We start from the raw sequence: 23,071 nt of genomic DNA, 5'->3' as shown, positions 1-23,071 counted from the left end.
CGTATAATGAGTAAATAATTTTGTTTTAGTAAAAGTTTTAGTAGCAGTTTTAGTAAAACCATCGTAGTAAAACCGAGCAGTGGAGTAATGATGAGTTCGCGAAGTGGTATACATTATTTTTTTGAAGGGTTTTCATTAATCAAAACTAAAGGCTTAAAACGCTTTGTTTTTGTTCCTTTGGCTATCAACATTCTGCTTTTTTCCGCCGCTTTCTATTTTCTATTTGGCCAAATCGAATACGGCATAAGCTATGTGATAAACCTAGTACCTGAATGGCTGGGTTGGATCAAAACGGCAGTAAATTTCTTTTTATGGCCGTTAGCGGTGTTAAGTGTACTGCTTATATTTGCCCTAATATTTGGCACACTTGCAAACTGGATTGCTGCGCCTTTTAACGGTGTATTGTCAGAAAAAGTTGAGCGCCACTTAACAGGGCAAGCGATGGGTGACGATGGATTACTCGACCTTGTAAAAGACATTCCACGCACCTTGGGCCGAGAATTTACCAAGCTCTTTTGGTATATTCCTCGCGCTATAGGCTTCTTGATACTGTTTATATTTGTGCCTGTATTCGGGCAAATTCTGTGGTTCTTATTTTCAGCCTGGATGATGGCAATTCAATACTGCGATTACCCTTACGATAACCACAAAATTGACTTCAAGCGCATGCAAAATCACCTGTCGCAGCATAAAGGCAAATCGATGTCCTTTGGCATTATGGTGAATATCTTTTCACTTATTCCCGTGGTGAACTTTATCGTTATGCCAGTCGCCATCTGTGGCGCTACATCAATGTGGGTAAGTGAACTACGTGACGAGGCATTAAGAAACCGGGTTTAATGCTTTATTCTTCGATATTGGTTTTAGCGTCTGTTTTAGCATCGGTAGTGGTAGCAGCATCTGCTGCCGCCTCACCCGCATTTATTTCACCACTCGCTTTGTGGCTTTCGTAGGCCGCAAGCCATTGCCCGGCCTCTTGGGATTGTCCGCTTTTATGAAAAGCCTGAAACAGATTCATTGAAATAGGTCGCTGCGCCGCGGGATTTGCTAACTGGTCTTGCCACAAAGACAAGTATAAATCGGGTATGACTCCACTATCATGGTGTTCCATAAACGTGATAACACGGCTAGGTTTGTAGCTGGTGACGTTTATTGCACCACAGGTTTTCGCAGTGCCTACCCGTAGAGGTAAAAACGCTTCTTTGGCTTTGGTTTCCCAGTGATTTACGGTGTTTTGAGGATGATAAGCAATGGCACCGTCCATAGTAAGATTAGGCGGAGCAAATGTATTTAACCCTTCGTTAGAGCAGTATCGCGTCGCGGCGTTGCGTGACAACGCATATTCGTCAATAAAACCCGCGAAGTGCGCCAGTTCGTGTACCATCACCGAGTAAGCATCGCTTATATCTAAGTACATCACCCCATTTTGAACATTGGCTTTGCCCTGCTCCGATACCACGATGGCATGGGTAAGATCCCGAGCCTTAACAATTGGCGCCAGTGGCTTCACGTTGCAGGCAAGATTACCTTGCCCTTGAAAATTAGCGTTACAATCAAGCACATTATTTTCAAGCCATAAAGGCGGTGCAATACATAGCGGAAGTTCACTCAACCGCTCATCGTTCACATAGTCTTTATATAACTTATCAGCACGAGCAATCGTGGCCAATGAGGTAGCGACAAGTTGTATTCGCTGATGGCACATTGTATTTGATTGCCATGAATATTGAGACACAGCAGTAGGTGTTGTTGGCCTATACCGTTTAATAACAGATGCTATCTGCTGCGCTAATTTATGACCTTCCTTAGCGGCGCGCTGAATAAATACTTTTGCGTCGTCACGATTATTTTCATCCCACAATAACCTGCCGTACTTAAAAGCACTTTGCATATCATCCATGGCCGTTTTCTGAAGCCAAGGTTTTGCTAATTCTGGTTGAGCGTGTAAAAGATACCAATCAGCGAGTGCAGCTTGAGCAGGCATATAACCTTGCTCAGCCGCTCTAATTAACCATTTCTCTCGTTTTTCTGGATTCTCAGTCGCCATGGCAAAGGCGAGTTGCGCTTCGGCGACATTACCAAGGGCAGCTAAACGAACAAGCCGATCTGAAGCGGCCTCTTCACCAAGTAATTGGTACAACGCCCATGCTGCGTCAGCATTATTAATTGAGGCTAACTGCTCAAGCCAATATTGGGCATTATTTTTAGTTGCTACATTGATAAGAAGGTTTTGTGCTTCTTCGCTGGCATTATCGTTGCCCTGACTTGTACCAGATAGTTCATTATTTTGCGCCGCAAGCCATAGCAACGCGTAAACGCTTTGCTTTAACGGCCGAGCTTTATTTGACGAAAGTGGGTTACTCGCGGGAGCGCTAGCAGTTGAATCAGCGCTGGCTGAATTAGAGCTAAGTGGATCAGAACCGGCTTGTTCGGGTGCCAATGCATCAGATAAATCAGGCTCGGTTGAAAGAGGCTCGGCTAAGAGGAATTGCTTATCGTAAGCATGTATTGCCGAGGTAGCATTACGCACTAACTGCTGCGTGTAACGGCCGCTGTCGCCCGCTATCAGCAACAGCGCTATTATCGCTAATGTTAATCCACGCATTGTCTAGACGCTGTTACTCTTCAGCGTCTGACGAACGTTGACGAAGACGGTTAAGCTCCATTCGAGCGTAACGATGTTCAACATAATCAAAGACGTTGGTGCTCAGCGCCAACTTAAAATAGTTAGAAGCGATACCATTGTTGCCATCTTGGCTATGGTACTTACCTAAATAAAAGTACGCTTCACACAGCCTATCAGTTAATGCTTTTTGACTCTTTACACCGTCAAGTAGCGAATTAAGCACTGCGTTTTCATCCACCACGCCTAAAAATAAATCGGTTAGTGTGGTGGCCCAATGTTCATTATTTAATTCTGGCCGAATAGCCGCTAAATAAGCCTGACCTTCTTCTGGCGATAAATCGTAATGGGCAAAATACGCCCACAAGGCACGAAACGGGTCAGAATTATCCTTTTGTAAAAACCGGCCTAAGTCTTCTATAGCCAATTCCGATCTACCGCCGTAATACAAGGCAATGCCACGGTTCAAAAAAGCGAAATCATATTCAGGGTTAATTTCTAGCGTAGAATCGAAAGAATCGTAGGCTTGTATAAAGTCACTTTGCTGAATGTAGTGAATGCCCATAGAGTTATAGGCTTCTGCAAAATCGGGCTTAAGGTTGATAGCCTGACTGTAATCAAACTGTGCTAACCCACCTAACCCAACGCTGTCGTATAGCATTCCGCGTTGTAGGTGAAGTTCTGCTTTGTCTTCATCAGACAAGGCGCTGCTACCCAAAATTTGATTGTAACGGGCAATAGCCATTTCAGAGCGAGGATTAACTGGCGCTGGCTCTGCTAACAGTAAATTACCCATTTGTGGCTGGCGAGAAACTTCTGGAGTTTGTGCACAACCGCCTAAAATACCAACAAATATGAAAAAAAAGATGAGACTAACGTTTCGACGCATGGTAAAAAAGCATTCTTAAGTAAGAAAAACATCCCGCGTTACAGATGCGTAAGCGGCTTTATATGCCGCCAACCTTCTCGCATTTAGTGTAAAAAGTAAAGTTATAAGTCGGGAGAATGTAGGTAGTTATGGATAATAAAAAGATAAAAAAGCTAATAGAACAAGCACAAGAAGTTCAACAACACTCGCACTCACCTTATTCTGATTTTAAAGTGGGTGCAGCTGTACTTACCGAGTCAGGTGATATTTTTGCAGGCTGTAATGTCGAAAGTGCCGCTTACCCCCTTAGCCAATGTGCTGAAGCCAGCGCCATTGGAAATATGGTTAGCCACGGCCATAAACGCATTCATTCTATTGTGGTGGCGAGTCAAAATGACGAATTTTGCTTTCCTTGCGGAGGCTGTCGACAAAAAATTGCAGAATTTGCGCCAGACGATACCCCTGTGGTGATGGTCACTAAATCGGGTAAAACCCACGAAACCACCATTGGTGAATTGCTGCCTAATGCGTTTAGAGCGCACGATTTAGGCAAGTAGGTAGGTTTAGGCTTGATATTTAAGTATAAGATCTTACGCGGTTATTTTACATTTTATAAACCCGCGTAAGGCTTACGCTTTTCACCCGCGATATTCTATGTTTCTTTCCCCCTTTTTATTTTTATGCATTGCTTAATTCACGCTCAACCCAAGTGCTTTTTTAATGACTAGATCTTGTCAGCACATCTTCGGCGCAGCAGAAGGAGTAATATTTAAGATCAATCCATTTTGATTGAACGCTAATGCTACTTGGTCACCAATTTCAATGCCTGTGGCAATACGCTGATGCGCTCTCATACTCGCGACAAGATTATCAGATAGGGTTATTTGCTTTGACGAGCAATCTACTAACGTCCATTGATTATTGATGTTCGTCAGTGTCGCTACGCTTGTTCTTACTGCATTCAACGTGGCCAACTGATGTTCGTAAGCTCTACTATAAGCCTTATATTGTTTGCTGTAATCGTTACTATCTACATCGGCTATTTCATCGCTAAAACCGTGTACTTCAAGTTCAACATCTATAGTGGCAATATCTACAGTATTGCTTACCTGGCTTTTAAAATCATAAATACCTACCAATATAACCAATACAAAAGCAGCCGCACCAAATGCAAACCAGTCCTTATGCCAACTCCCTACAAGTTGCCAAAAGCGTGAACCTTGCCCAAAACCTGAGTATTCATGGTGCTTTGCATTATTTATCACCTTACGTTTAATGCGACTTGGCACTTTGCGTTGGTTTTTGCTGTGCTGATATGCCTGACGGAAGTGTTCATTTTCGTCTTTCATGATTGTGACTCCAATGCTTTTTTAAGCTTTTCCCTTGCATAACGAAGACGTGTTTTGACTGTCTCGTGAGGGACACAACAAATTGTACTTATCTCGTGTACGCTGAACCCTTCTTGCTGTAAGGAAAATGCTTCTTTCTGCTCGAAGGGTAACCGCTTTAATAGTTGGTGAAAGTCAGGTACCTCATCTAACGGATTACTATCAGACACCAAGCTTTCAACCTGATTACAATGGTTGCTTTGTTGATATTGCTTTCTAAGTTCATCTAGCAGGGTGTTGCGGCCAAGGGTGAAAAGCCAGCCCAGAAATTTTCCTTCCTGGCGATACAAGTGCTTTTTTTCTATTACCTTTAGCCACGTTTTTTGAGTTATATCTGCCGCCATATCTGCGTTACTCAACACCAGCAAATAGTAATACAATGCATTGCTATGTCGATCGTATAAACGAGATAACGCTTTAGGTTCCCCCGTACGCGCATATCGTTCCATTAAGCTTTCATCGCTTAAGGGTGCACTGAACCAATCTTTTACCGATATCAGCAGCCCTGCTCTGGCATAACTCATACGCGCTCCCTTATTCACCTTGAAGAACTAAGTAAAAACCAATCAAAACATGCTATTGACGAGCGGATTCAAAACGAAAATCTAATACAACAAACATATCATGTTGAGCCACTGGCACACCATTTTCTATTTTTGGTTTATATTTCCATTTTGACAAGGCTCTACGGGCTGCACGGTCGAACACACGCTTGGGCTCGGCGCTAATAATATAAATATCTTGTACCGTACCATTTGACGCTACCGTAAAACCTAACTTCACCCACCCTTCTATACCATCTCGCAACGCCTCTTGGGGAAAAGAGGGATCTACTCGAAATTGCGGAGAAGCTTGCATATCCTTTTGTCCACTTTGAAAATTAGGATTTATATTCACCGTATTGTTGGTAAATTGAGGGGTAAACTTAAACGTTGTATCGGTGTCATTGGGCGTAGGATCTGCTTTGGGTATTTCCATAGGCGGCTGCGCTACAGGCTTCTCCATGGGTTTTATAGGCGTACGTACAATCACTTTAGGATCGTCCAACGTCAATACAATCGGCCCAACAGTTTGATACTCCGTCACTTTACCCGCAACCTGATCGTTCTCTATCAATTTAGCCATAACGGCAAACAAAGCAAAGGTGATAACTACACTCATTGCTATGTAAATAAGTGGCTTAACGCTGAAGGGGCGAAGTACATCATGTTCTGTGAATGCGTTCATATTGCTCTCCTGTTTTCTTACATAACGAAACAAAATGGCAATAGGGGTGATTTATTTTTACGGCTGGATTAAAACTGCATGCGGGCAACCACTGGTATGACCATTCAAATTGATAAATTGACTCTTCGTCATCTGCTAATACTATATTCAGTCTCGTAGACCGGTGAAACCTAAGCAGCGTACGCTTATCATAGAGCTCGTTTAAATAAGCACGTATTAATGAGCCTGTATCGATAAGCTCGAATAAAAAGATACGAAAACGATAAAGCGGCCTACTAACGTTTCCCAAATGAATTTTGTTGCGTTGAATGTTCGTTTAAAAGCCTAACGCGTTTTTAAGCACATTTTGCGCACTATATATGGAATATAACTACCCATGACCACTAAAACTCAAGCCTTATTTACCCCTTTCGAACATAAAGGGCTTTCGGTAGACAACAGAATTGTAATGGCACCGATGACGCGTGAATTTTCTCCTGAAGGTATTCCTACCACAGAGGTTGCTGATTACTATCGCCGCCGCGCTGAAGGTGGAACAGGATTAATTATCACAGAAGGCACTACGGTAAACGATCCGGTAGCTAATATGAGCCATCGCATTCCTGTTTTTCACGGTGACAAGGCACTTGCCGGTTGGGAAGAAACGGTAAAGGCCGTGCACAGTGTTGGTGGTAAAATTATGCCTCAGCTTTGGCACGTAGGAATGGCTCGTGTTGCTGAAAAAGCCCCTTTCCCGGAACTGCCTAGTGCAGGGCCTTCAGGCTTATTTAAGCCTGGTAAGCAAGGCGCAGAGCCAATGACTCAACAACATATTGAGTCTGTAATCGGTGCTTTCGCAACCGCTGCGGCAGATGCTAAACGCATTGGTTTTGATGGTATTGAAATTCACGGGGCACACGGCTATTTGATTGACCAGTTTTTCTGGAGCGGCACTAACGAGCGCACCGATGATTGGGGTGGCAGCATGGCGAACCGTGGTCGCTTTGCGGTAGAAATTATTAAAGCGATCCGCGCCGCTACGTCGCCTGACTTCCCCATTGTGCTGCGTTATTCACAATGGAAACAACAAGATTACACAGCGCGCCTCGCGGAAACACCGCAATTACTTGAAGAATTTTTAGCCCCGCTTAGTGATGCAGGTGTAGACATATTCCATTGTTCACAGCGCCGTTACTGGGAAAATGAATTCGAAGGTAGCGATTTAAACCTAGCAGGATGGACGAAAAAGCTTACTGGCAAGCCAACAATTACCGTAGGCTCAGTAGGTCTTAACGATGATTTCTTTGGTGCCTTCACCGGGAAAGGTTCGAACACGCGTGCTATCGATGATTTGATTGAACGTTTAGAAAAAGGCGAGTTTGATTTGGTAGCCGTAGGCCGCGCCCTACTCCAAGATGCCAATTGGGCAAATAAAATCAAAAACAACCAGCTTGATGAATTAGAGGAATTCTCAGGGAAAGCCCTCGCGTCGCTTACATAAGCAGTTATACAAGCTCGTGCATAGGCAGTTCCATAGGCATTTATATTAATGCTTGTGGAACCTTTGCACGTTCACTCAATAAATTCGCTAATGATCTGGCTAACTTGCTTACTAAAATGTTTGCAAACGCACATGGGATTATTTGAGTGGCAACATCCAGAATGGCTGACAACACTACGCTCATCATTGACCGTACAACCAAGCAGTAATCTTCACTATGACACAACCCATGCCGTCTAATAAGTTAGCTAAAAATACACTGCTATTAGCCGCAGCTGCCATTGGATTTGCGCAAACCGTTCTGTTCGCAATTTTAGCACCGCTAGGTAGAGAAATTGGCCTAATAGAAGTGCAAATTGGCGCCATTATTTCTTGCTCGTCTCTCACATTATTTTTAATCAGCCCTTTGTGGGGGCGTGCTAGCGATCGCTGGGGTAGACGAATAGTACTCTTAATAGGATTGTTTGGTTATTCTGCGGGTACTTTGGTTTTCGCGGGTGTATTCCAAGCTGCACTATTAGGCCTGCTAGCTCCTTTAGCAGCGCTTGTCTTACTTATCATTACGCGAGTGGGCAATGCCACGGTAATGGCTGCTGTATCGCCTTCAGCAAGTGCCTACATGGCAGATATCACTACGGTAGAAGAGCGAGTAAAGGGGATGGGCGCGCTAGGCGCTGCAACCAATATTGGCTCAATTTTGGGGCCTGCCATTGGTGGGTTGTTGGCCAGTATAAGTTTACTTACGCCGCTTTATTTTTCTGTGGGTGTAACCGTTGCCGTCGCGGTATTAGCCATGTACTCTTTGCCCGTATTGCCTAAGCCTACACATACTTCAGCACCCAAGAAGCTTAAATACACTGATCCTAGAATATTCCCATTAATAGTAGCAGGCGTATTGTTGTTTATGGGCTTTGCCATCGTTCAGCAAACTATAGCCTTTCGGTTTCAAGACACCTTCGGACTAAACAGCACCGATACCGCCAAAATTGTAGGCTTCAGTTTAATGATTTCTGCCGCATCTGCGTTGTTGGTTCAAATGCTGGTTATTCCTCGATTAAAGCTTCGCCCTTTCACCTTATTACGGCTCTCAATGCCCATCATGATGATAGCGTTTGCTATCTTAGCTTCTGGTGAAACTAAACTTCAATTTATGTCAGCCATGTGCGTATTGGGTTTGGGGTTAGGCATAGCGGGGCCAGGGTTTATGGCTGGGGTATCGGTAGCGGTATCATCAGATGAACAAGGTGCGGTAGCAGGCATCGCTGGCGCCTGCCCGCCTTTGGGGTTCGCAGTAGGCCCGCTTTTAGGCTCATATCTTTATGCTATAGATGCCTCACTGCCCTACTGGTTTTCGTTCAGCTGTTATTTATTGGTGTTTTTCTTTACGCTAAAATTTAAAACACGCCATTAAAAAATAGTGAATGCCATTAAGTGGGCTCGCTGCTTGCTGCTATTTGTGAATTATCATGGTGAATTATATTGGTGACTTTCTACTTAAATCGTTTTACTAACGTCTATGTAAGGCTCTCAATAAACTGCAGCGTTGCTAAACAGGCGCTATTTTCTGACCACAATCTCTTCGGCTTCTGTTACCGTTTTTGCGTCGGCCCGTTCAATAACTTTAAGTAATGTAGTTTGAATAGTTTCATCGGTTCTTGCATCAGTCTTGCTGGCAAACTTCTGCTCTTGTGGAGCAACGCCTTCTTCGGCAATAAATCCCATCACTACTTCGTTTGCGCAATCAGGCGTTTCGCCATAATACGTTAAAGTAATTTGTGGGTAGCCTTGAAATCCTTTCTTTACCCTTTTAGCAATGCGTTTTGTCGATTTATCTAAATTCATAATAGCTCTGGTAGGTCATTGTTCTAATGTTCAAAGCATTACATGTAACCTGTTCAATGTCGCAGGTTATTTACTTATAAATACCTAATTCACGGTAACTGGCATAACTGTTGGCTATTAAAAGTGGGTTATTATGAACAAGAAAGCTGATACAACGACGGCAAGACCCACCAATGCACACCATGCATTACTGTGCTGATTACTACTACGGCCACCAAAATTTCGGCCTTCACTTTCCCGTCCGTTCTCACTTTCTGAGCGCCGTAGATTATTTTGTTTTGGGTATCCGCCAAACGTGACCGCTTTGCAAATAGGCCAACCTACCCAATAGCAAACTGTCCAAAAAAACAATTCAATAATTAGGTAACCAGCTGCCCTGAAGAGACCTTTGGCTACTTCCCCTACAATAACTTCTTCCATCATCATTCCCACGTGTATGTGACGCAGTTTGAGCCGCTTATAGATGCTTCTAGGTGAATTGAAAGCGACACGCCCGGTGCAATTAGCTTAAAAGCAGAATAGACAATAACTGCTTTGCTGACAAAGAGTGAGGTGTAACGAGATATGTTGCGTGCCTTTCTAGGTGTAGTCTTTCTAGGCGTAATCTAGAAGCTCAGAAATGGGCGTATAAGTTGGTGCTACTAAATTGCGCTAAACGAAAGCTTTAGCGGGCATGCTTCGTTAATCCAAGGTTATGTTTTTGACGTTTTCACATCGTTTTTTAGTACCAGTACGATTAGCAATATAATTGTTAACGGCGGCACGAGTGCAGAAAAGAACGCTACGACTGCGGTAAGATTAGGCGATTGGGTTTTTCGCTTCCCTAAGTAATAGCCAAGCGCAGCCATGAGTAAAGCAAATACAACAATAACTTGCCCAAACAATGTCGCATTAATATTCATAACAAGCGTTCCATTTTATCATCTTGGTAAAATCAACCTTAGCGGAGGCGATGGACGTCTTACCATCGCCTTTACGTAAAGTTGAATATTTTTACACGAGGAGCTAAACGATAAAGAAGCGAGTGAAAGTGTAGTTTAGTTAACGTTAATGCTGCCTTTATCTATCTGTTGTACTGCGGTGTATGGAATAACAATAGTGTCAGCCACAATAGAAAACGCTGCATCAATAACAAAGAAAGGGACATTCCCAAACGTAGAACCGATATTTTCACGTCGGCTTGGTTCACCGTTTAACAAACATATATTGTATGAAAAACCACTATATACACGAGGTATTTCTTCGCAGTAACTTTTCTTACCTTGATGTTCAATTTGAACATGGTTGTTGTCAGGAGAAATTGTTTTCACAGTCGCACAAGAGCAACATGCTAAAGATAAGATGACGAGAGGTAAAACTTTCATATACTACTAATTCCATTTATTAAGTAAGCATTATCAAACTAATGCTGATTTCATCAAGAGTTTCATTGATCAACGGTTTTATCCATCAACGGTACCATTCATCAGCGATTCCATCCAACAACGGGTCCATTGTTCACCGATACTATTAATCACCGATCACAGTAGCGAACGGTAATGAGGGGTATCATTGCCCGGCCCAATACCCGATTAAGATACCCGACTAAAATTCACGACAAAGGCATGAGCCATACTTATTGTCTTATGTTATCACCGCCTGAAGTTCATACTCAAATTCAATGTAGATTTATATTTGAATGGGTGTGAATTTAAATCAAACATTCAAAATGTTTGATAAAGGTCAAATTGTTCAATAAATAAACGGCGTATTCTATTGGTGTGATAGCATCTTTTATTGAGCGAGCATCAAGTGACACATTCAACCAAAGAACAAATAGATGCGATGCATGTTGGCGTTATTGTGGCGGTAAGAGGGAGTATTGTTGATATCCGTTTTACTAATCAACTGCCAGACATCCACACCATCATTTACGCTAATGACGGTAAAATAACGTTAGAAGTGGCTTCTCAACTCTCGGCAGAAAAAGTACGCACTATTGCGCTAACACCTACCCAGGGTTTAGCTCGCGGTATGGTAGTGAAAAGTTCACAAGGCCCGTTAAAAGTGCCCGTTGGTCCTTCAATACTCACCAGAATGTTCAATGTGTTTGGTGAAGCTATTGATGGCAAACCCTTTATTAATAACACAGAGCGGCGCAGCGTTCATCAATCCCCTCCTCCCCTTGTTAGTATTTCCAGCCAGCTACAGATATTTGAAACCGGCATCAAAATCGTTGATGTTCTGTGTCCGCTTGAGCGAGGCGGAAAAGCGGGTCTATTTGGTGGCGCTGGCGTGGGCAAAACCGTTTTGCTTACCGAAATGATCCACAACATGGTAAGCCACCAACAAGGCGTAAGTATATTTTGCGGTATAGGCGAACGCTGCAGAGAAGGTGAAGAGCTTTATCGCGAGATGAAACAGGCTGGAGTGTTAGACAACATGGTTATGCTATTCGGGCAAATGAACGAACCTCCTGGAAGCCGCTTTAGAATAGGTCACAGCGCGCTAACCATGGCTGAGTACTTTCGTGATGACGAAAAGAAAGATGTGCTATTACTCATCGACAACATATTTCGATTTATTCAAGCGGGTTCTGAAGTGTCTGGCCTAATGGGCCAAATGCCATCACGAATGGGTTACCAACCCACCCTCGGCACTGAATTATCAAGTTTAGAAGAACGTATCGCCAATACACAAAACGGTGCCATTACGTCTATTCAAGCAGTCTATGTACCTGCTGATGACTTTACCGATCCAGCAGCGGTGCATACTTTTTCTCACCTATCAGCAACCTTAGTACTATCACGCAAACGCGCTAGTGAAGGCTTTTATCCTGCCGTCGATCCGTTGCAGTCAAGTTCAAAACTAGCTACGCCTAATGTGGTTGGTGATAGACATTATCAAGTAGCACAACAGGTTCGTCATATTCTCGCCCAGTACAACGAATTAAAAGACATCATTGCCATGTTGGGGTTAGAACAGTTATCTAAAAAAGACCGAAATGTTGTGGCAAGAGCCCGTCGATTAGAGCGCTTTTTTACTCAACCATTTTTCACTACCGAGCAATTTACTGGCATGCAAGGAAAGTTCGTGACTATCGAACAAGCATTAGAAGGTTGCGAACGCATTTTAAGCGGTGAATTTGACGAGCATCCCGAAAGCGCGTTGTACATGATTGGCGATATTAATGACGCGATTAGCGGTCATAAAGCACCTAAAACAGCATCAGATGAGGCACATCATGCAGGTTAATATTCTTTTACCCAATCAAATATTTGCCCAGCTTTCAGGCATCAGCAATCTGATTGTTGAAACCCCTTCAGGAAGTTTTGGCATTCTGCCTCACCGTTTAGATTGTATCACCCCATTGGTGCCCGGAATTTTAACTTATCAATGTAATAACCAAGCGCCTCAATTTGTTGCTATTGATCAAGGGGTGTTAGTGAAAACGGGAAAGCAAGTCTCTATTTCCGTTAGAAGAGCAATAAGTGGGCAATCCCTTGAAACTTTGCAGCAGGCGGTTACCCAAGAATTTATTCATCTGGATGAAGAGCAACAAGCCCTGCGGGCTGTGTTAGCTAAGTTGGAAACCGGGTTTCTTAAACAATTTTCGTCACTGTCTAAGCAGTAGCTTAATGGATAAACCAACTGTCAATGCTAAAAACACTACACCGCGCCGCTCACACAGCATGTCTCATCATGTAAATAAGAAGGTGGCATTAAAGTTACATGCTAAGCGCCATAAACACCCAGGCGTATGGTTTGGGTTGGGATTAATGGGGGTTGTGGGTTGGTCTGTGGCACTTCCCACGCTGTTGGGTATTGCATTAGGCATTTGGCTTGACGCCAGTATTAGTGATTCTCGCGCTTATACGCTTATATTTTTGCTGGCAGGGTTAACGTTAGGCTGCTTTATTGCGTGGAATTGGGTTAGCAAAGAGTATGCAGCAATGCATAGCCCTACCGTCAACATGAAGGCCAACACTAAAGCTCCCACTAAGGCAAACACTGTGCCCAAAACGAAAACAAGTAAAGAAAACGAATAAGGAGCTACTTAGCAATGATACCCATCGACAATTTAAGTTTAACCTCACTTATTTTGCCTTTTCTAATAGGCACAATGCTAGGTTGCTGTTTTTTCTATGCCCTGTGGTTTACCGTAAAAAAAGGCATGAATGCCACGCATCCAGCGCTATGGTTCTTAAGTAGCTTATTGCTACGCATGGGGACGGCAATCAGTGTTTTTTACTGGGTGGGTAATAATGATATTTGGCGTCTATCAGCCTGCTTGGCGGGTTTTGTGATAGGCAGAATATTAATGACTAAAATCACTAATAACGCCAATCCTACCGGCGCAGAGAAAGGAGCGCTACATCATGCACCTTAGCCCGGATGAAATTATTTATTGGCAATATGGCGTAATTAAAATGAGCGCTACGCTTGTTTTTACGTGGGTCATTATGGCGATACTGGTGGTTAGCGCCTATTTTATCACTCGTAACCTCAATAAAAAGAATCACCACTCACGCTGGCAAAATGCCTTAGAAATAATAGTCATCACCATCAATGACCAAATTTCAGATGCAGGCTTAGATAAGCCGCGACGCTACATGGGGTTTCTGGGCACATTGTTTTTGTTCATTGCAATGGCAAATCTACTGACTATTTTCCCTGGATTTGAGCCGCCTAGTAGCTCCTTATCCACCACCCTTGCGCTGGCTTTTTGTGTATTTGTATCTGTGCCTTTTTACGGAATAAAAAACAAAGGGGTGAAACAATATCTACTTTCTTACACGGAACCCACGTATTTCATGTTGCCCTTCAATATTGTAGGCGAGTTGTCACGCACCCTAGCCCTTGCCGTACGCTTGTTTGGAAACATGATGAGTGGCGCCATGATCTTAGCCATTCTACTGGTTATTTCGCCGCTAATTTTTCCTGTTGTTATGTCACTGCTTGGCCTGCTAACCGGTATGGTTCAAGCCTATATCTTTTTTGTATTGGCATCGGTTTACATTGCCGCTGCCAGCACGGTTAGTGCGAAAGCCTCCCTTACCCTAACGCCACCACAACAAAAGGCAGAATAATGGACAGTCTTACGTTAATAGCAATTTGCTCAATTATCACCGCAGGTCTTACCATAGGTATTGGTGTGCTGGGGCCATCGCTTGCAGAAGGAAAAGCAGTTGCCAGTGCGCTAAACGCGCTTGCCCAACAGCCCGATGCGTCCCCCACCATTACCCGTACTTTATTTGTAGGGCTCGCCATGATTGAGTCAACTGCTATCTATTGCTTTGTAGTCTCAATGATTGTGTTATTCAGTAACCCGTTTTGGAATTATTTTATTGCCCAAAATGGAGGCTAAACCATGCCTATCGATTGGTTTACTGTTATTGCACAAATTATCAATTTTTTGATATTAGTGTGGCTGCTTAAGCGCTTTTTATACCGGCCTATTCTTGATGGCATTGATGCCCGTGAACATAAAATTGCTAGTGTTCTATCTAATGCCGAGACCCAAAAGAAACACGCAGAGAACCTTGAAGCTCAATATAAAGAAAAACTAACCAATATAGATGCTGAACGTTCAACCATTATTGAATTAGCCAAAGCAGAAGCACACAAAGCAACCTTAGCCGCCTTACAAGATGCAAAAGCACAAGCAGATGCATTATCAATAAAACGCACCAATGCGCTGAATACTGAAATTCAAATGTTACAAAACGAAGTGATTGATAAAAGCGTGAAAGAAGTGTTTGCCCTTAGTCATAAGGTAATAAGTGAACTCGCAGACCTACAACTTCAAGATAAAATGTTCGACAAGCTTTTATCGCACCTTAAGGCCCTTAACGAAGCGCAACACCATGAGTTATGCCTAGCTATCAAAAAAAACCAAGGGCAAGCCACAGTACGTAGTATCGCCCCTTTATCACAACCACAATGTGAGCACCTAAAAGCATGTTTAGAAGACATACTAACTGACCAACCCTCCCAACGGGCTACGGAACAGACTGGCGGCGATAGCCTGACTATAACCCTCAACTTAGAGGTAGACCCTCAGTTAATTGCGGGTTTAGCACTTAGCTTTGGCGGTTGGAAACTCAGTTGGAGCGCTAATGAAATGTTGAGTGCATTGCAGTACGAGGTAGCGCTGTCTATTGATGCTCAGTATGAAGAAAATCGCGCAAATATGCCCGCCCACAACGAACACCATTCGTTAAGCGCTAACCGTTAAGGTCATAACATGAACGACGCAAACAACAATGCCTTAAAAAAACGCTATCAATATGTGTTCAATCAACTTGAGTATATTCGAGAATCGCATATTCCGGATGTCAGCTTACAAGAGATGGGCACCGTTGAAAGCGTATCCGCTGGCATTGCTATTGTGTCAGGCTTATTCGGGGCTGGCTTTGAAGAATTACTGCTTTTTCCAAACGATATTTACGGTATAGCATTTAATATTGATGAGCATGAGATTGGCGTCATTATGCTAGGTGACTACACTGCGCTGCATGCGGGTGATGAAGTTAAACGCACCGGCCGCGTAATGGATATAGCCGTGGGCAACGGGCTGATAGGCAGAGTTATCGATCCATTAGGCAATGCGCTAGACGCTAAAGGTAATATTGTTACTCGGGAGCGGTTTCCTATTGAACGACCTGCGCCAGACATTATGTCACGTTCCCCTGTTACAGAGCCTTTACAAACCGGGGTAAAAGCATTGGATGCTTTATTACCCATTGGTCGTGGCCAACGTGAATTAATTTTGGGCGACCGTCAAACGGGCAAAACAGCAATAGCTATCGACACTATTTTAAATCAAAAAGACAAAAACGTACTTTGCGTTTATTGCGCCATAGGTCAAAAGTCGGCGTCTGTAGCCAAAACCATCACTACATTACAACGCAACAGTGCCATGGAATACACGGTGGTTATGGTCACAGAAGGAAATGATCCCCCCGGGCTCGATTACATTGCACCTTATGCGGCAACCAGTATTGCTGAGTATTTCACGCAACAAGGTAAAGATGTTCTTATTGTTTACGATGACTTAACGCAGCATGCTCGCTCTTATCGTGAACTATCATTACTCCTTCGCAGACCACCTGGACGAGAAGCCTTTCCTGGAGATATTTTTTATCTGCATTCACGGCTTCTAGAGCGATCCACACACTTAAACGAAGCACTAGGTGGCGGCTCACTCACCGCCCTGCCTATCATTGAAACTGAAGAGCAAAATATGTCGGCTTATATACCGACTAATTTAATCTCTATTACTGATGGGCAAATATACTTATCGCCTACGTTGTTTTCTCTTGGTGTGCTACCCGCAATAGATGTAGGGAAATCGGTATCTCGTGTTGGCGGCAAAGCACAGAAACCAGCGTTTAGAAAGGTTTCAGGTGCCCTAAAGTTAGCGTATGCCCAATTCGAAGAACTAGAAACCTTTGCACGCTTTGGTGCACGACTAGACTCCGATAGTCTTTTGGCTATTGAACACGGGCTACGCATTCGAGCTTGTATGAAACAAGCGGAATCTCATCCCTTTTCAGTAGCCGCACAAATTGCCATTTTACTCGCCCTAACAAAGGGGTTACTTGACACCATTCCACTTAACGTAATTGATAGCGCGCAAGATTCAATCATTGATGGGCTTGGTACGCTAGCCCCAGCATTGTATGAAAAATTAGCGTCAGCACAGCCATTATCCGATGAAGAAAGCGACACTGTAATGACGATGATAAAGACAAAACTGGCAAGTGTGGCATCAACAGCAGATACTAAAACGACAACTGGCACGGAGCGCTGACGTGGGAGCTACTATGGCAGAGCCAATGAGTAAACCAAAGTACAGCGCTAGAATGGGCGAGTTAATATGGGCGAGCTAACATGGAAGAGCTAACATGGGAGAGCTAAGCAGCGGTTTACAACGCAAAATTAATAGCGCCACCGACTTGAAATCGGTGGTGAGAACCATGAAGGCCATGGCAGCAGCGAATATTAGCCAGTATGAAACGGCGGTGTCAGCACTTGATGATTATTACAAAACTGTACAGCTCGGATTAGTAGCTTATTTTCATAGTAATCAGATAAATAGCAAAGCAGTAAACTATTCAACAGTGAACAAAACAACGTCTTTAGGCAAGGTAGGGTTCATCGCCATTGGTTCTGATCAGGGACTAGTCGGTAAATTCAACGATGCCTTGGTTTCTCATCTGCTAAACACTATGAAGTCGCTGCCAGGCGAAAAGCGGGTGTGGGCTATTGGTGAACGTATTCAAACTCACTTAAGTAGTTTGAAGATACCTCTAGAGCAGCCATTTGCGCTCCCTAATTCAATTAATGCAGTAACAGGGTTGGTCACTTCATTGCTGCAAGAAATAGAAGCACTACAGCAAACAAATGAACTATGTGCACTACACATTGTATTTAATCGTAGTTTACCCAACGCAAAATACGAGACATGTACTCAGAAGGTATTGCCGCTTGATAGCGAATGGCAACAAAAGCTAACAGTAACGCGTTGGCCTTCCCGCTGTTTACCTCAGTTGCTTACTGATACAAAGAGAACGTTTAGTGCGTTAATTGGCGAGTATTTATTTACTACCTTGTATAAAGCATGCACTGAATCATTGGCCAGTGAAAACGCAAGTAGATTAACGGCCATGCAACGAGCCGAAAAAAACATAGAAGAACTTCAAACCGAACTTTCCCGACAATTTCACCGCCAACGGCAGCAAGGCATTGATGAAGAGCTTTCCGATTTAGTAAGCGGATTTGAAGCCCTGTCGTTTAAGCCAAGTGTGAAAGCCCGGCCATAAAATTCCCTAAGACACGTCCGGTCGCTTTGTTAATGCCACTTTAAGTTCATCTAAGTAGCCTTCAAAAGGCTTCCACTGCTGCATACCCGTTTTATATATAGGCTGGCGTACTTGTTCTGAACTGGGGGTTTTAATTACCCTTTTGGTTTCATAGAAAGACAAACAAGCAGGTTCAAATGGCAAGCCACAATAATCAAGAATACGATGTACCTGACCTTCTAAATCTTCAAGCACATCTTCGTGCTGCACGGTAAGGATGTGGTCGGGCAATACGGTATGCCAGTGGTTCATTAGCTTCTCATAAGCGCAATAATAACGGCCAATATCATCTAATGAATAGCTAAACTCCTGCCCTTCCCCGAATAGCTGCTTAAAGCCACTAAAACAACAATCCATGGGGTCACGTCTAGCATCAATAATCTTTGCGTTGGGCAAAATGCGTTTAATAAGCCCAATATGCACAAAGTTATTCGGCATTTTATCAATAAAGAAAGGAGCTGATTGACGATAAGCCTGGGTTTGCGCCATGTATTTTTCGCCAAGGGCAATGCACGCTTCATCAGATAAATCGGCAAGATTATACGGGTACGTTTTCTTTTGATTACTTAAACTAGAGGCAATGCCTAAAATATCATGTAGCTCCATGGTGCCATCTATCATAGAGTGAGACGCCAAAATTTGCTCTAGCAACGTAGAGCCCGCCCTTGGCAAGCCAACAATAAAAATAGGATCTGGTGCATCACAACCACTAAATTCACTCATTAATTCGGCATCGCAGGCCAATGCTTGCGCTTCAAGTGCCGCTTCTGTGCGGGTAATGTCGAATCGATGCGTGCGCTTTTTAAGGCTGTTACCTTTGGCATAATAGTCAAACGCTTTGTCGGCCTGCTTGGCATCTTCAAAGCCTTTCCCTAGTGCAAAGCAAAGGTGAATTCTGTCGTCTAGCTTTGTCGTTTCTAACGCTTCTTGAAGTTGCATAACCGCCAAGGCGTTATCATCAAATCGATAAGTTTTTGTGTTGGCTAGGCTCCAATACGCATCGCCGAAATCAGGTGCGAACGCGGCGGCTTTTTCATAAGAAGCAATGGCCTCTTTCACGTCTCCCTTCGCTTTTAACGCATGACCCAGGGCTACCCACAGTGCGGGGCGATCTTGTTTATCGGCCAGTAAGCTATGGTAAATACCAATCGCTTCTTCCAACTCACCAACCCCCACTAACGCGTGGGCCAAGCTAACTTTTATGGAAAAGCTTTCTGGCTGTTGCGCTAAGCGTGCTTGTGCAACTTTAGCGGCTTGCGGAAATTTACCTAGTTTTGCCAGTAGCCCTTGATAAGCCGCTTGGGCTTTATCGTTTTCAGGGTAAAGTGCAACACAGCTTTCTAGTAAAAATTCAGCGTCGTGATACACCTTTAGCTGCACGCCTAACTCTGCCAGTAGCATCATGGCTTCAGGGTGATGTTTGTTTTTGGCTAAAAACTGACGACAGACCTGCTCTGCTTTATGCAATTGACCTTCGTGCATAAGGTCGTGTGCGCCAAGCAAGGGTTTGGGCAAGCTTTGCAGGAAACTGATGTGCTGCTGCGCTAATAGAAGGGCTTGGGGTTGATTGTCACGCTTGTATATCGCTTCAAGTTGCTGCCATGCAGCTAATAACGCTGGATTAAAACGGGTTGCTTGATAAAAAGCATTGGCGGCTTCGCTGTGGGCATTGTCACGAGCATAGCAGTAGCCCAACTCTTGAAAGCCTCTACCATAATCAGGGAACAAACCGACTAACTGTGAAAGCGTAGTAATAGCATTTTTGATATTTCCGGATAGTCGGTACGCCACTGCCATGACATACATGGCTTCGCGGGTTGCATCTTCGCTGGGTTTAGCATCAAGAAACTGCTTACTCTGCGCAATAACATGCTGATGATTAGACTGCATCAAACTTTGTTTTAACGCAGAAAGGGTTTGTTGTTCTTGTGAATTCATAAATACAGCATGCCTAAAAACATAAAAAAACGGCATACCCTAAGGAATGCCGTTTTAGGTAGGTGTAACATGTTACATCAAACTCAAATTACACCAAAGTCAGATTACACCCAATGGGCTTAGTAGTAATCGTAAGAGAAACGAACACCAATAGTGCGTGGACGATTCGTTACTACCTTAGGTGTAAACTGCTGAGTATCAATATTTAATATCGCGCTTTCATCAAACACGTTATCAACATAAAGCTCGGCTTTCCAAACATCGTTAGTCACACCAACGGCTAGGTTAGCTAGCATGTAAGACTCTTGTACGTAACGGCCACCTTCAAATACGTCACCGTTAGAGTCGGCATAGGTTACCCCTTCGTAAACATCAGCATGCTTTTCAATTTTAAGGCCAGAACCTGTGCCGTAAATAAGTTGCGTTGCATCTTCCATTACGTAAGCGTCCATTACCATGCCAGCATAACGGTCACCCGTGTAGCTTACAGAGCCGTTAACATAACCACGCTTGTCACCTTCTAGCTCGAAGAAATAACGCGCGTTAATGTTACCCGAGAAGCCTGCAGAGTAAGGCAGTTCAGAACCTACACCCGCGGCAATACCTTCAAGCTCAGAATTTACGCTAGTTAATTCAGTACTTAGCAAACTGAATGCAGCGTTAATGACTAAATCGTCTGTGGCTAACCACGTAATATCAGCATCTATACCTTGAATCTCTGCATCACCAACGTTGTCGGTAAAGACTAAGAAAGAGATGTTAGTTGGGTCGAAACGTGACGTTTGTAAATCAGTAATTTCAGAGTAATACGCTGTAGCGTTTACACGCAGAATACCGTCTAAGAAGTCACCCTTCACACCTAGCTCGTAGTTATCGAGGGTATCTGTGGTTGAATACACTGGAATACGGAAGTTTTCAAATGCGCCACTTTGGTTTTTCGCCAAACCACCACCAACACGGTTAGTTACTGGCGGACGGAAACCTTCTGAATAGTTAGCAAACAATAGAACATCATCGTTTACCTTCCAATCTAATGAGAACTTGAAGATAGTATCGTCAACGGTAAGTACACCATCGCTACCTAACAAATCAGTTTCTAGCTGGCCACTGGCAATAGCAGCATTTACTGCATCTGGATCTAAACCAACTGCGGCTAACTCATCTGGGTCAAGTGAACCAAAGGCTTGTACACGACGGGTTACATCTACTGTTGTAGTAGAACCTGTGTACTTATCATCAATTTGATACCAACGGGCACCAACACTCGCGGTTAGTGAATCAGTAATGTCGTATTCAAACTGACCAAATACGGCAATTTGTTCAACGGTATGAGTAATATCGTTAACAAAGCTGATTTCAGATGGGAACGGTCCGCCATCGCTATTAATGCCATCAGTACCTACTAGGGTTTTTTGTAGGTTATTGAAGCCGTATTGTGTTAGCTCACCATCGGTATTGGCAATTTTGAACTGCCCTACTGTTGCTACTTCTTGGTCATCATAGAACAAACCAGCTGTTACACGCCAAGGCGTATCCATGGTAGTTACAAAACGAAGCTCGTGAGTTGAACGCGTTGTCGTTGTGTCTTCTCTAAAATACTTAGTAGGATCTAGACAGCGCTGATCTTCAGCTTCAACACCCGACTCATAGTGGTTACACACGTAATACGCGGCGAAAGCACCACCATTGGTGTAGCCTGTGTAATCAGCTAATGTATCGATTTCACGATCTAAATAACCACCTGTGTACACAAGGTCTAGTTTTTCTAAACGACCTTCTAGTGTCCACGTCGTTAAGCCGAACTCATCTTTGTTTTCTTCTTGAGCAAAACGAATAGCTGAACTTTCGCCTTCTAGAGTTGGGTCGTAAGCAAATACACCTTCTGTATCTAACGTTTGTTGGGTGTGCTGAACTAGCAAATCCCAATCATCGTTAAATTCATACAACAAACCAAAACGAGCACCTGTGTACAACGCATCGTTGAAGTCATCTTCTACTAATGCATCATTCTGAGGCGATACTACAGAGGCTTCTTCATTCGAGTTAACGCCAGGGCTAGTTACACGATTAGCGTCCATAGCAACAGGATCGGCAAGTGGGCCACCAGAAATACGGTCGATAACTACCGCACTGCCAATGTATCCACCTTCACCTGGCACGTTCATTACGTTATCAATCCAGCCGCCCTGCTTATCGTTATACGCCGCAACGCGGAAACCAAGCTTATCGGTAAGTGGCATATTGAAGTAAGCCGTTACCGAGTTACTCATTTCACCGCCTTTGGTGAAACCAATGTTGGTATCAAAACCAGCACCAAAACTGTTTAAATCGGGTTTATTCGTGATCAAACGAATTGTACCTGCCTGAGAGCTTGCACCGAACAAAGTACCTTGTGGCCCAGGTAACACTTCAACACGCGCAACATCAGTGGCGTAAACGTCTAGGTTACGGCCAGCCATGGATACCGGTTGTTCATCTACATAGAAAGCAACAGACGGCTGTAATGCTTGAACTGAAGATAACATGATGTTTGATTGGGTAGTTGCCGCGCCACGAATATAAATTTCGTTTTGGCCCGGGCCTGTGCCCTGAAACACTACGTTCGGAAGGAATTCAACGTAGTCTTGAAAATTATCAATGCCTAAATTTTCGAGTGCTTTTCCACTAAGTGCAGTAACGGCGACAGGTACATTTTGGATAGATTCGGCGCGTTTAGTGGCAGTAACTTCTATGGTTTCGAGTTTCGCTGGCGCTTCAGATTCTTGAGCGAGCAACGGTGTAGATGCCAATGCAGCGACAATTGCACAGCTAAGCTGAGTTTTACGCATAATGTGTGTTTTCCCTATTAGGTGATTTTTT

Annotated in this window: 24 protein-coding genes; 13 read left to right on the top strand and 11 right to left on the bottom strand. The window is 43.7% G+C overall.

Features of this window, described 5'->3' with window-relative positions; all coding sequences use genetic code 11:
* The first annotated feature begins 90 nt into the window (after nt 1-90).
* Nucleotides 91-840 carry a sulfate transporter CysZ gene (gene cysZ, locus AMBT_RS06980; RefSeq protein WP_126872387.1) on the top strand — a complete coding sequence of 250 codons (750 nt, stop codon included), beginning with the start codon at nt 91-93 and terminating at the stop codon, nt 838-840.
* 4 nt (nt 841-844) lie between these two features.
* Here the strand turns inward: cysZ and AMBT_RS06975 are convergent, their stop codons facing one another.
* A complete protein-coding gene (locus AMBT_RS06975; RefSeq protein ID WP_013783905.1) occupies nt 845-2,605 on the bottom strand; it encodes a tetratricopeptide repeat protein in 1,761 nt (586 codons plus the stop codon).
* Between the two features lie 13 nt (nt 2,606-2,618).
* A complete protein-coding gene (gene nlpI, locus AMBT_RS06970; protein WP_013783904.1) occupies nt 2,619-3,512 on the bottom strand; it encodes a lipoprotein NlpI in 894 nt (297 codons plus the stop codon).
* Between the two features lie 128 nt (nt 3,513-3,640).
* Between nlpI and cdd the strand changes: the two genes are divergently transcribed.
* Nucleotides 3,641-4,048 carry a cytidine deaminase gene (gene cdd / locus AMBT_RS06965; RefSeq protein WP_013783903.1) on the top strand — a complete coding sequence of 136 codons (408 nt, stop codon included), beginning with the start codon at nt 3,641-3,643 and terminating at the stop codon, nt 4,046-4,048.
* 177 nt (nt 4,049-4,225) lie between these two features.
* On the opposite strand, the gene AMBT_RS06960 is transcribed toward cdd, so the two are convergent.
* From AMBT_RS06960 to AMBT_RS06950, 3 genes are read right to left on the bottom strand one after another with little or no spacing between them, the layout of a single operon-like run.
* Nucleotides 4,226-4,840, bottom strand: a complete 615-nt coding sequence (locus tag AMBT_RS06960) for a hypothetical protein (protein WP_013783902.1) — start codon at nt 4,838-4,840, stop codon at nt 4,226-4,228.
* A complete protein-coding gene (locus tag AMBT_RS06955) occupies nt 4,837-5,403 on the bottom strand; it encodes a sigma-70 family RNA polymerase sigma factor (RefSeq protein WP_013783901.1) in 567 nt (188 codons plus the stop codon). Before AMBT_RS06955 ends, AMBT_RS06960 begins: the two co-directional genes overlap by 4 nt.
* A 52-nt stretch (nt 5,404-5,455) precedes the next feature.
* Nucleotides 5,456-6,106, bottom strand: coding sequence for an energy transducer TonB (locus AMBT_RS06950; RefSeq protein ID WP_013783900.1), 651 nt, complete (start codon nt 6,104-6,106; stop codon nt 5,456-5,458).
* A gap of 376 nt (nt 6,107-6,482) precedes the next feature.
* Between AMBT_RS06950 and AMBT_RS06945 the strand changes: the two genes are divergently transcribed.
* Both AMBT_RS06945 and AMBT_RS06940 read left to right on the top strand, forming a co-directional pair.
* Nucleotides 6,483-7,586, top strand: a complete 1,104-nt coding sequence (locus AMBT_RS06945) for an NADH:flavin oxidoreductase (protein ID WP_013783899.1) — start codon at nt 6,483-6,485, stop codon at nt 7,584-7,586.
* A gap of 217 nt (nt 7,587-7,803) precedes the next feature.
* Complete coding sequence (locus AMBT_RS06940; RefSeq protein WP_013783898.1) at nt 7,804-8,997, top strand: MFS transporter; 1,194 nt, start codon at nt 7,804-7,806, stop codon at nt 8,995-8,997.
* Between the two features lie 146 nt (nt 8,998-9,143).
* On the opposite strand, the gene AMBT_RS06935 is transcribed toward AMBT_RS06940, so the two are convergent.
* The 4 genes from AMBT_RS06935 to AMBT_RS06920 form a co-directional block, all read right to left on the bottom strand.
* A complete protein-coding gene (locus AMBT_RS06935) occupies nt 9,144-9,428 on the bottom strand; it encodes a hypothetical protein (RefSeq protein WP_013783897.1) in 285 nt (94 codons plus the stop codon).
* Between the two features lie 117 nt (nt 9,429-9,545).
* Nucleotides 9,546-9,848 (bottom strand): hypothetical protein, encoded by a 303-nt coding sequence (locus AMBT_RS06930; RefSeq protein WP_013783896.1) that lies wholly within the window; start codon nt 9,846-9,848, stop codon nt 9,546-9,548.
* 272 nt (nt 9,849-10,120) lie between these two features.
* Nucleotides 10,121-10,330 (bottom strand): hypothetical protein, encoded by a 210-nt coding sequence (locus AMBT_RS06925; protein ID WP_013783895.1) that lies wholly within the window; start codon nt 10,328-10,330, stop codon nt 10,121-10,123.
* Between the two features lie 135 nt (nt 10,331-10,465).
* Nucleotides 10,466-10,792: a YceK/YidQ family lipoprotein gene (locus tag AMBT_RS06920; RefSeq protein WP_013783894.1), complete on the bottom strand. Its 327-nt coding sequence runs from the start codon at nt 10,790-10,792 to the stop codon at nt 10,466-10,468.
* A gap of 460 nt (nt 10,793-11,252) precedes the next feature.
* Between AMBT_RS06920 and atpD the strand changes: the two genes are divergently transcribed.
* The 9 genes from atpD to AMBT_RS06875 all read left to right on the top strand — a co-directional run bounded on the left by atpD (nt 11,253) and on the right by AMBT_RS06875 (nt 18,235).
* Complete coding sequence (gene atpD / locus AMBT_RS06915; RefSeq protein WP_041452513.1) at nt 11,253-12,662, top strand: F0F1 ATP synthase subunit beta; 1,410 nt, start codon at nt 11,253-11,255, stop codon at nt 12,660-12,662.
* Nucleotides 12,652-13,041 (top strand): F0F1 ATP synthase subunit epsilon, encoded by a 390-nt coding sequence (locus AMBT_RS06910; protein ID WP_013783892.1) that lies wholly within the window; start codon nt 12,652-12,654, stop codon nt 13,039-13,041. The genes atpD and AMBT_RS06910 overlap by 11 nt, the downstream gene beginning before the upstream one ends.
* Before the next feature lie 4 nt (nt 13,042-13,045).
* On the top strand, nt 13,046-13,456 hold the full coding sequence (locus AMBT_RS06905; RefSeq protein WP_013783891.1) for an AtpZ/AtpI family protein: 411 nt from the start codon (nt 13,046-13,048) through the stop codon (nt 13,454-13,456).
* A 14-nt stretch (nt 13,457-13,470) separates the two neighbouring features.
* Nucleotides 13,471-13,797: an ATP synthase subunit I gene (locus tag AMBT_RS06900; RefSeq protein ID WP_013783890.1), complete on the top strand. Its 327-nt coding sequence runs from the start codon at nt 13,471-13,473 to the stop codon at nt 13,795-13,797.
* Nucleotides 13,787-14,497, top strand: coding sequence for a F0F1 ATP synthase subunit A (locus tag AMBT_RS06895; RefSeq protein ID WP_013783889.1), 711 nt, complete (start codon nt 13,787-13,789; stop codon nt 14,495-14,497). Before AMBT_RS06900 ends, AMBT_RS06895 begins: the two co-directional genes overlap by 11 nt.
* Nucleotides 14,497-14,775: a F0F1 ATP synthase subunit C gene (locus AMBT_RS06890; RefSeq protein ID WP_013783888.1), complete on the top strand. Its 279-nt coding sequence runs from the start codon at nt 14,497-14,499 to the stop codon at nt 14,773-14,775. The genes AMBT_RS06895 and AMBT_RS06890 overlap by 1 nt, the downstream gene beginning before the upstream one ends.
* A gap of 3 nt (nt 14,776-14,778) precedes the next feature.
* Nucleotides 14,779-15,645, top strand: a complete 867-nt coding sequence (locus tag AMBT_RS06885; protein ID WP_013783887.1) for a F0F1 ATP synthase subunit B family protein — start codon at nt 14,779-14,781, stop codon at nt 15,643-15,645.
* A gap of 9 nt (nt 15,646-15,654) precedes the next feature.
* Complete coding sequence (locus tag AMBT_RS06880; protein WP_013783886.1) at nt 15,655-17,223, top strand: alternate F1F0 ATPase, F1 subunit alpha; 1,569 nt, start codon at nt 15,655-15,657, stop codon at nt 17,221-17,223.
* 94 nt (nt 17,224-17,317) lie between these two features.
* On the top strand, nt 17,318-18,235 hold the full coding sequence (locus AMBT_RS06875; protein WP_013783885.1) for a F0F1 ATP synthase subunit gamma: 918 nt from the start codon (nt 17,318-17,320) through the stop codon (nt 18,233-18,235).
* Between the two features lie 6 nt (nt 18,236-18,241).
* Here AMBT_RS06875 and AMBT_RS06870 read toward each other — a convergent pair whose 3' ends face one another.
* Nucleotides 18,242-20,212: a tetratricopeptide repeat-containing sulfotransferase family protein gene (locus AMBT_RS06870; RefSeq protein WP_013783884.1), complete on the bottom strand. Its 1,971-nt coding sequence runs from the start codon at nt 20,210-20,212 to the stop codon at nt 18,242-18,244.
* Between the two features lie 119 nt (nt 20,213-20,331).
* On the bottom strand, nt 20,332-23,040 hold the full coding sequence (locus tag AMBT_RS06865; protein ID WP_013783883.1) for a TonB-dependent receptor: 2,709 nt from the start codon (nt 23,038-23,040) through the stop codon (nt 20,332-20,334).
* Nucleotides 23,041-23,071 lie beyond the last annotated feature (31 nt).

Origin of the sequence: Alteromonas naphthalenivorans (assembly GCF_000213655.1) — a bacterium.
GTDB classification, from domain to species: Bacteria; Pseudomonadota; Gammaproteobacteria; order Enterobacterales; family Alteromonadaceae; genus Alteromonas; species Alteromonas naphthalenivorans.
The sequence above is the reverse complement of the archived record's forward strand: the minus strand, read 5'-3'. Positions and strand labels throughout refer to the sequence as shown.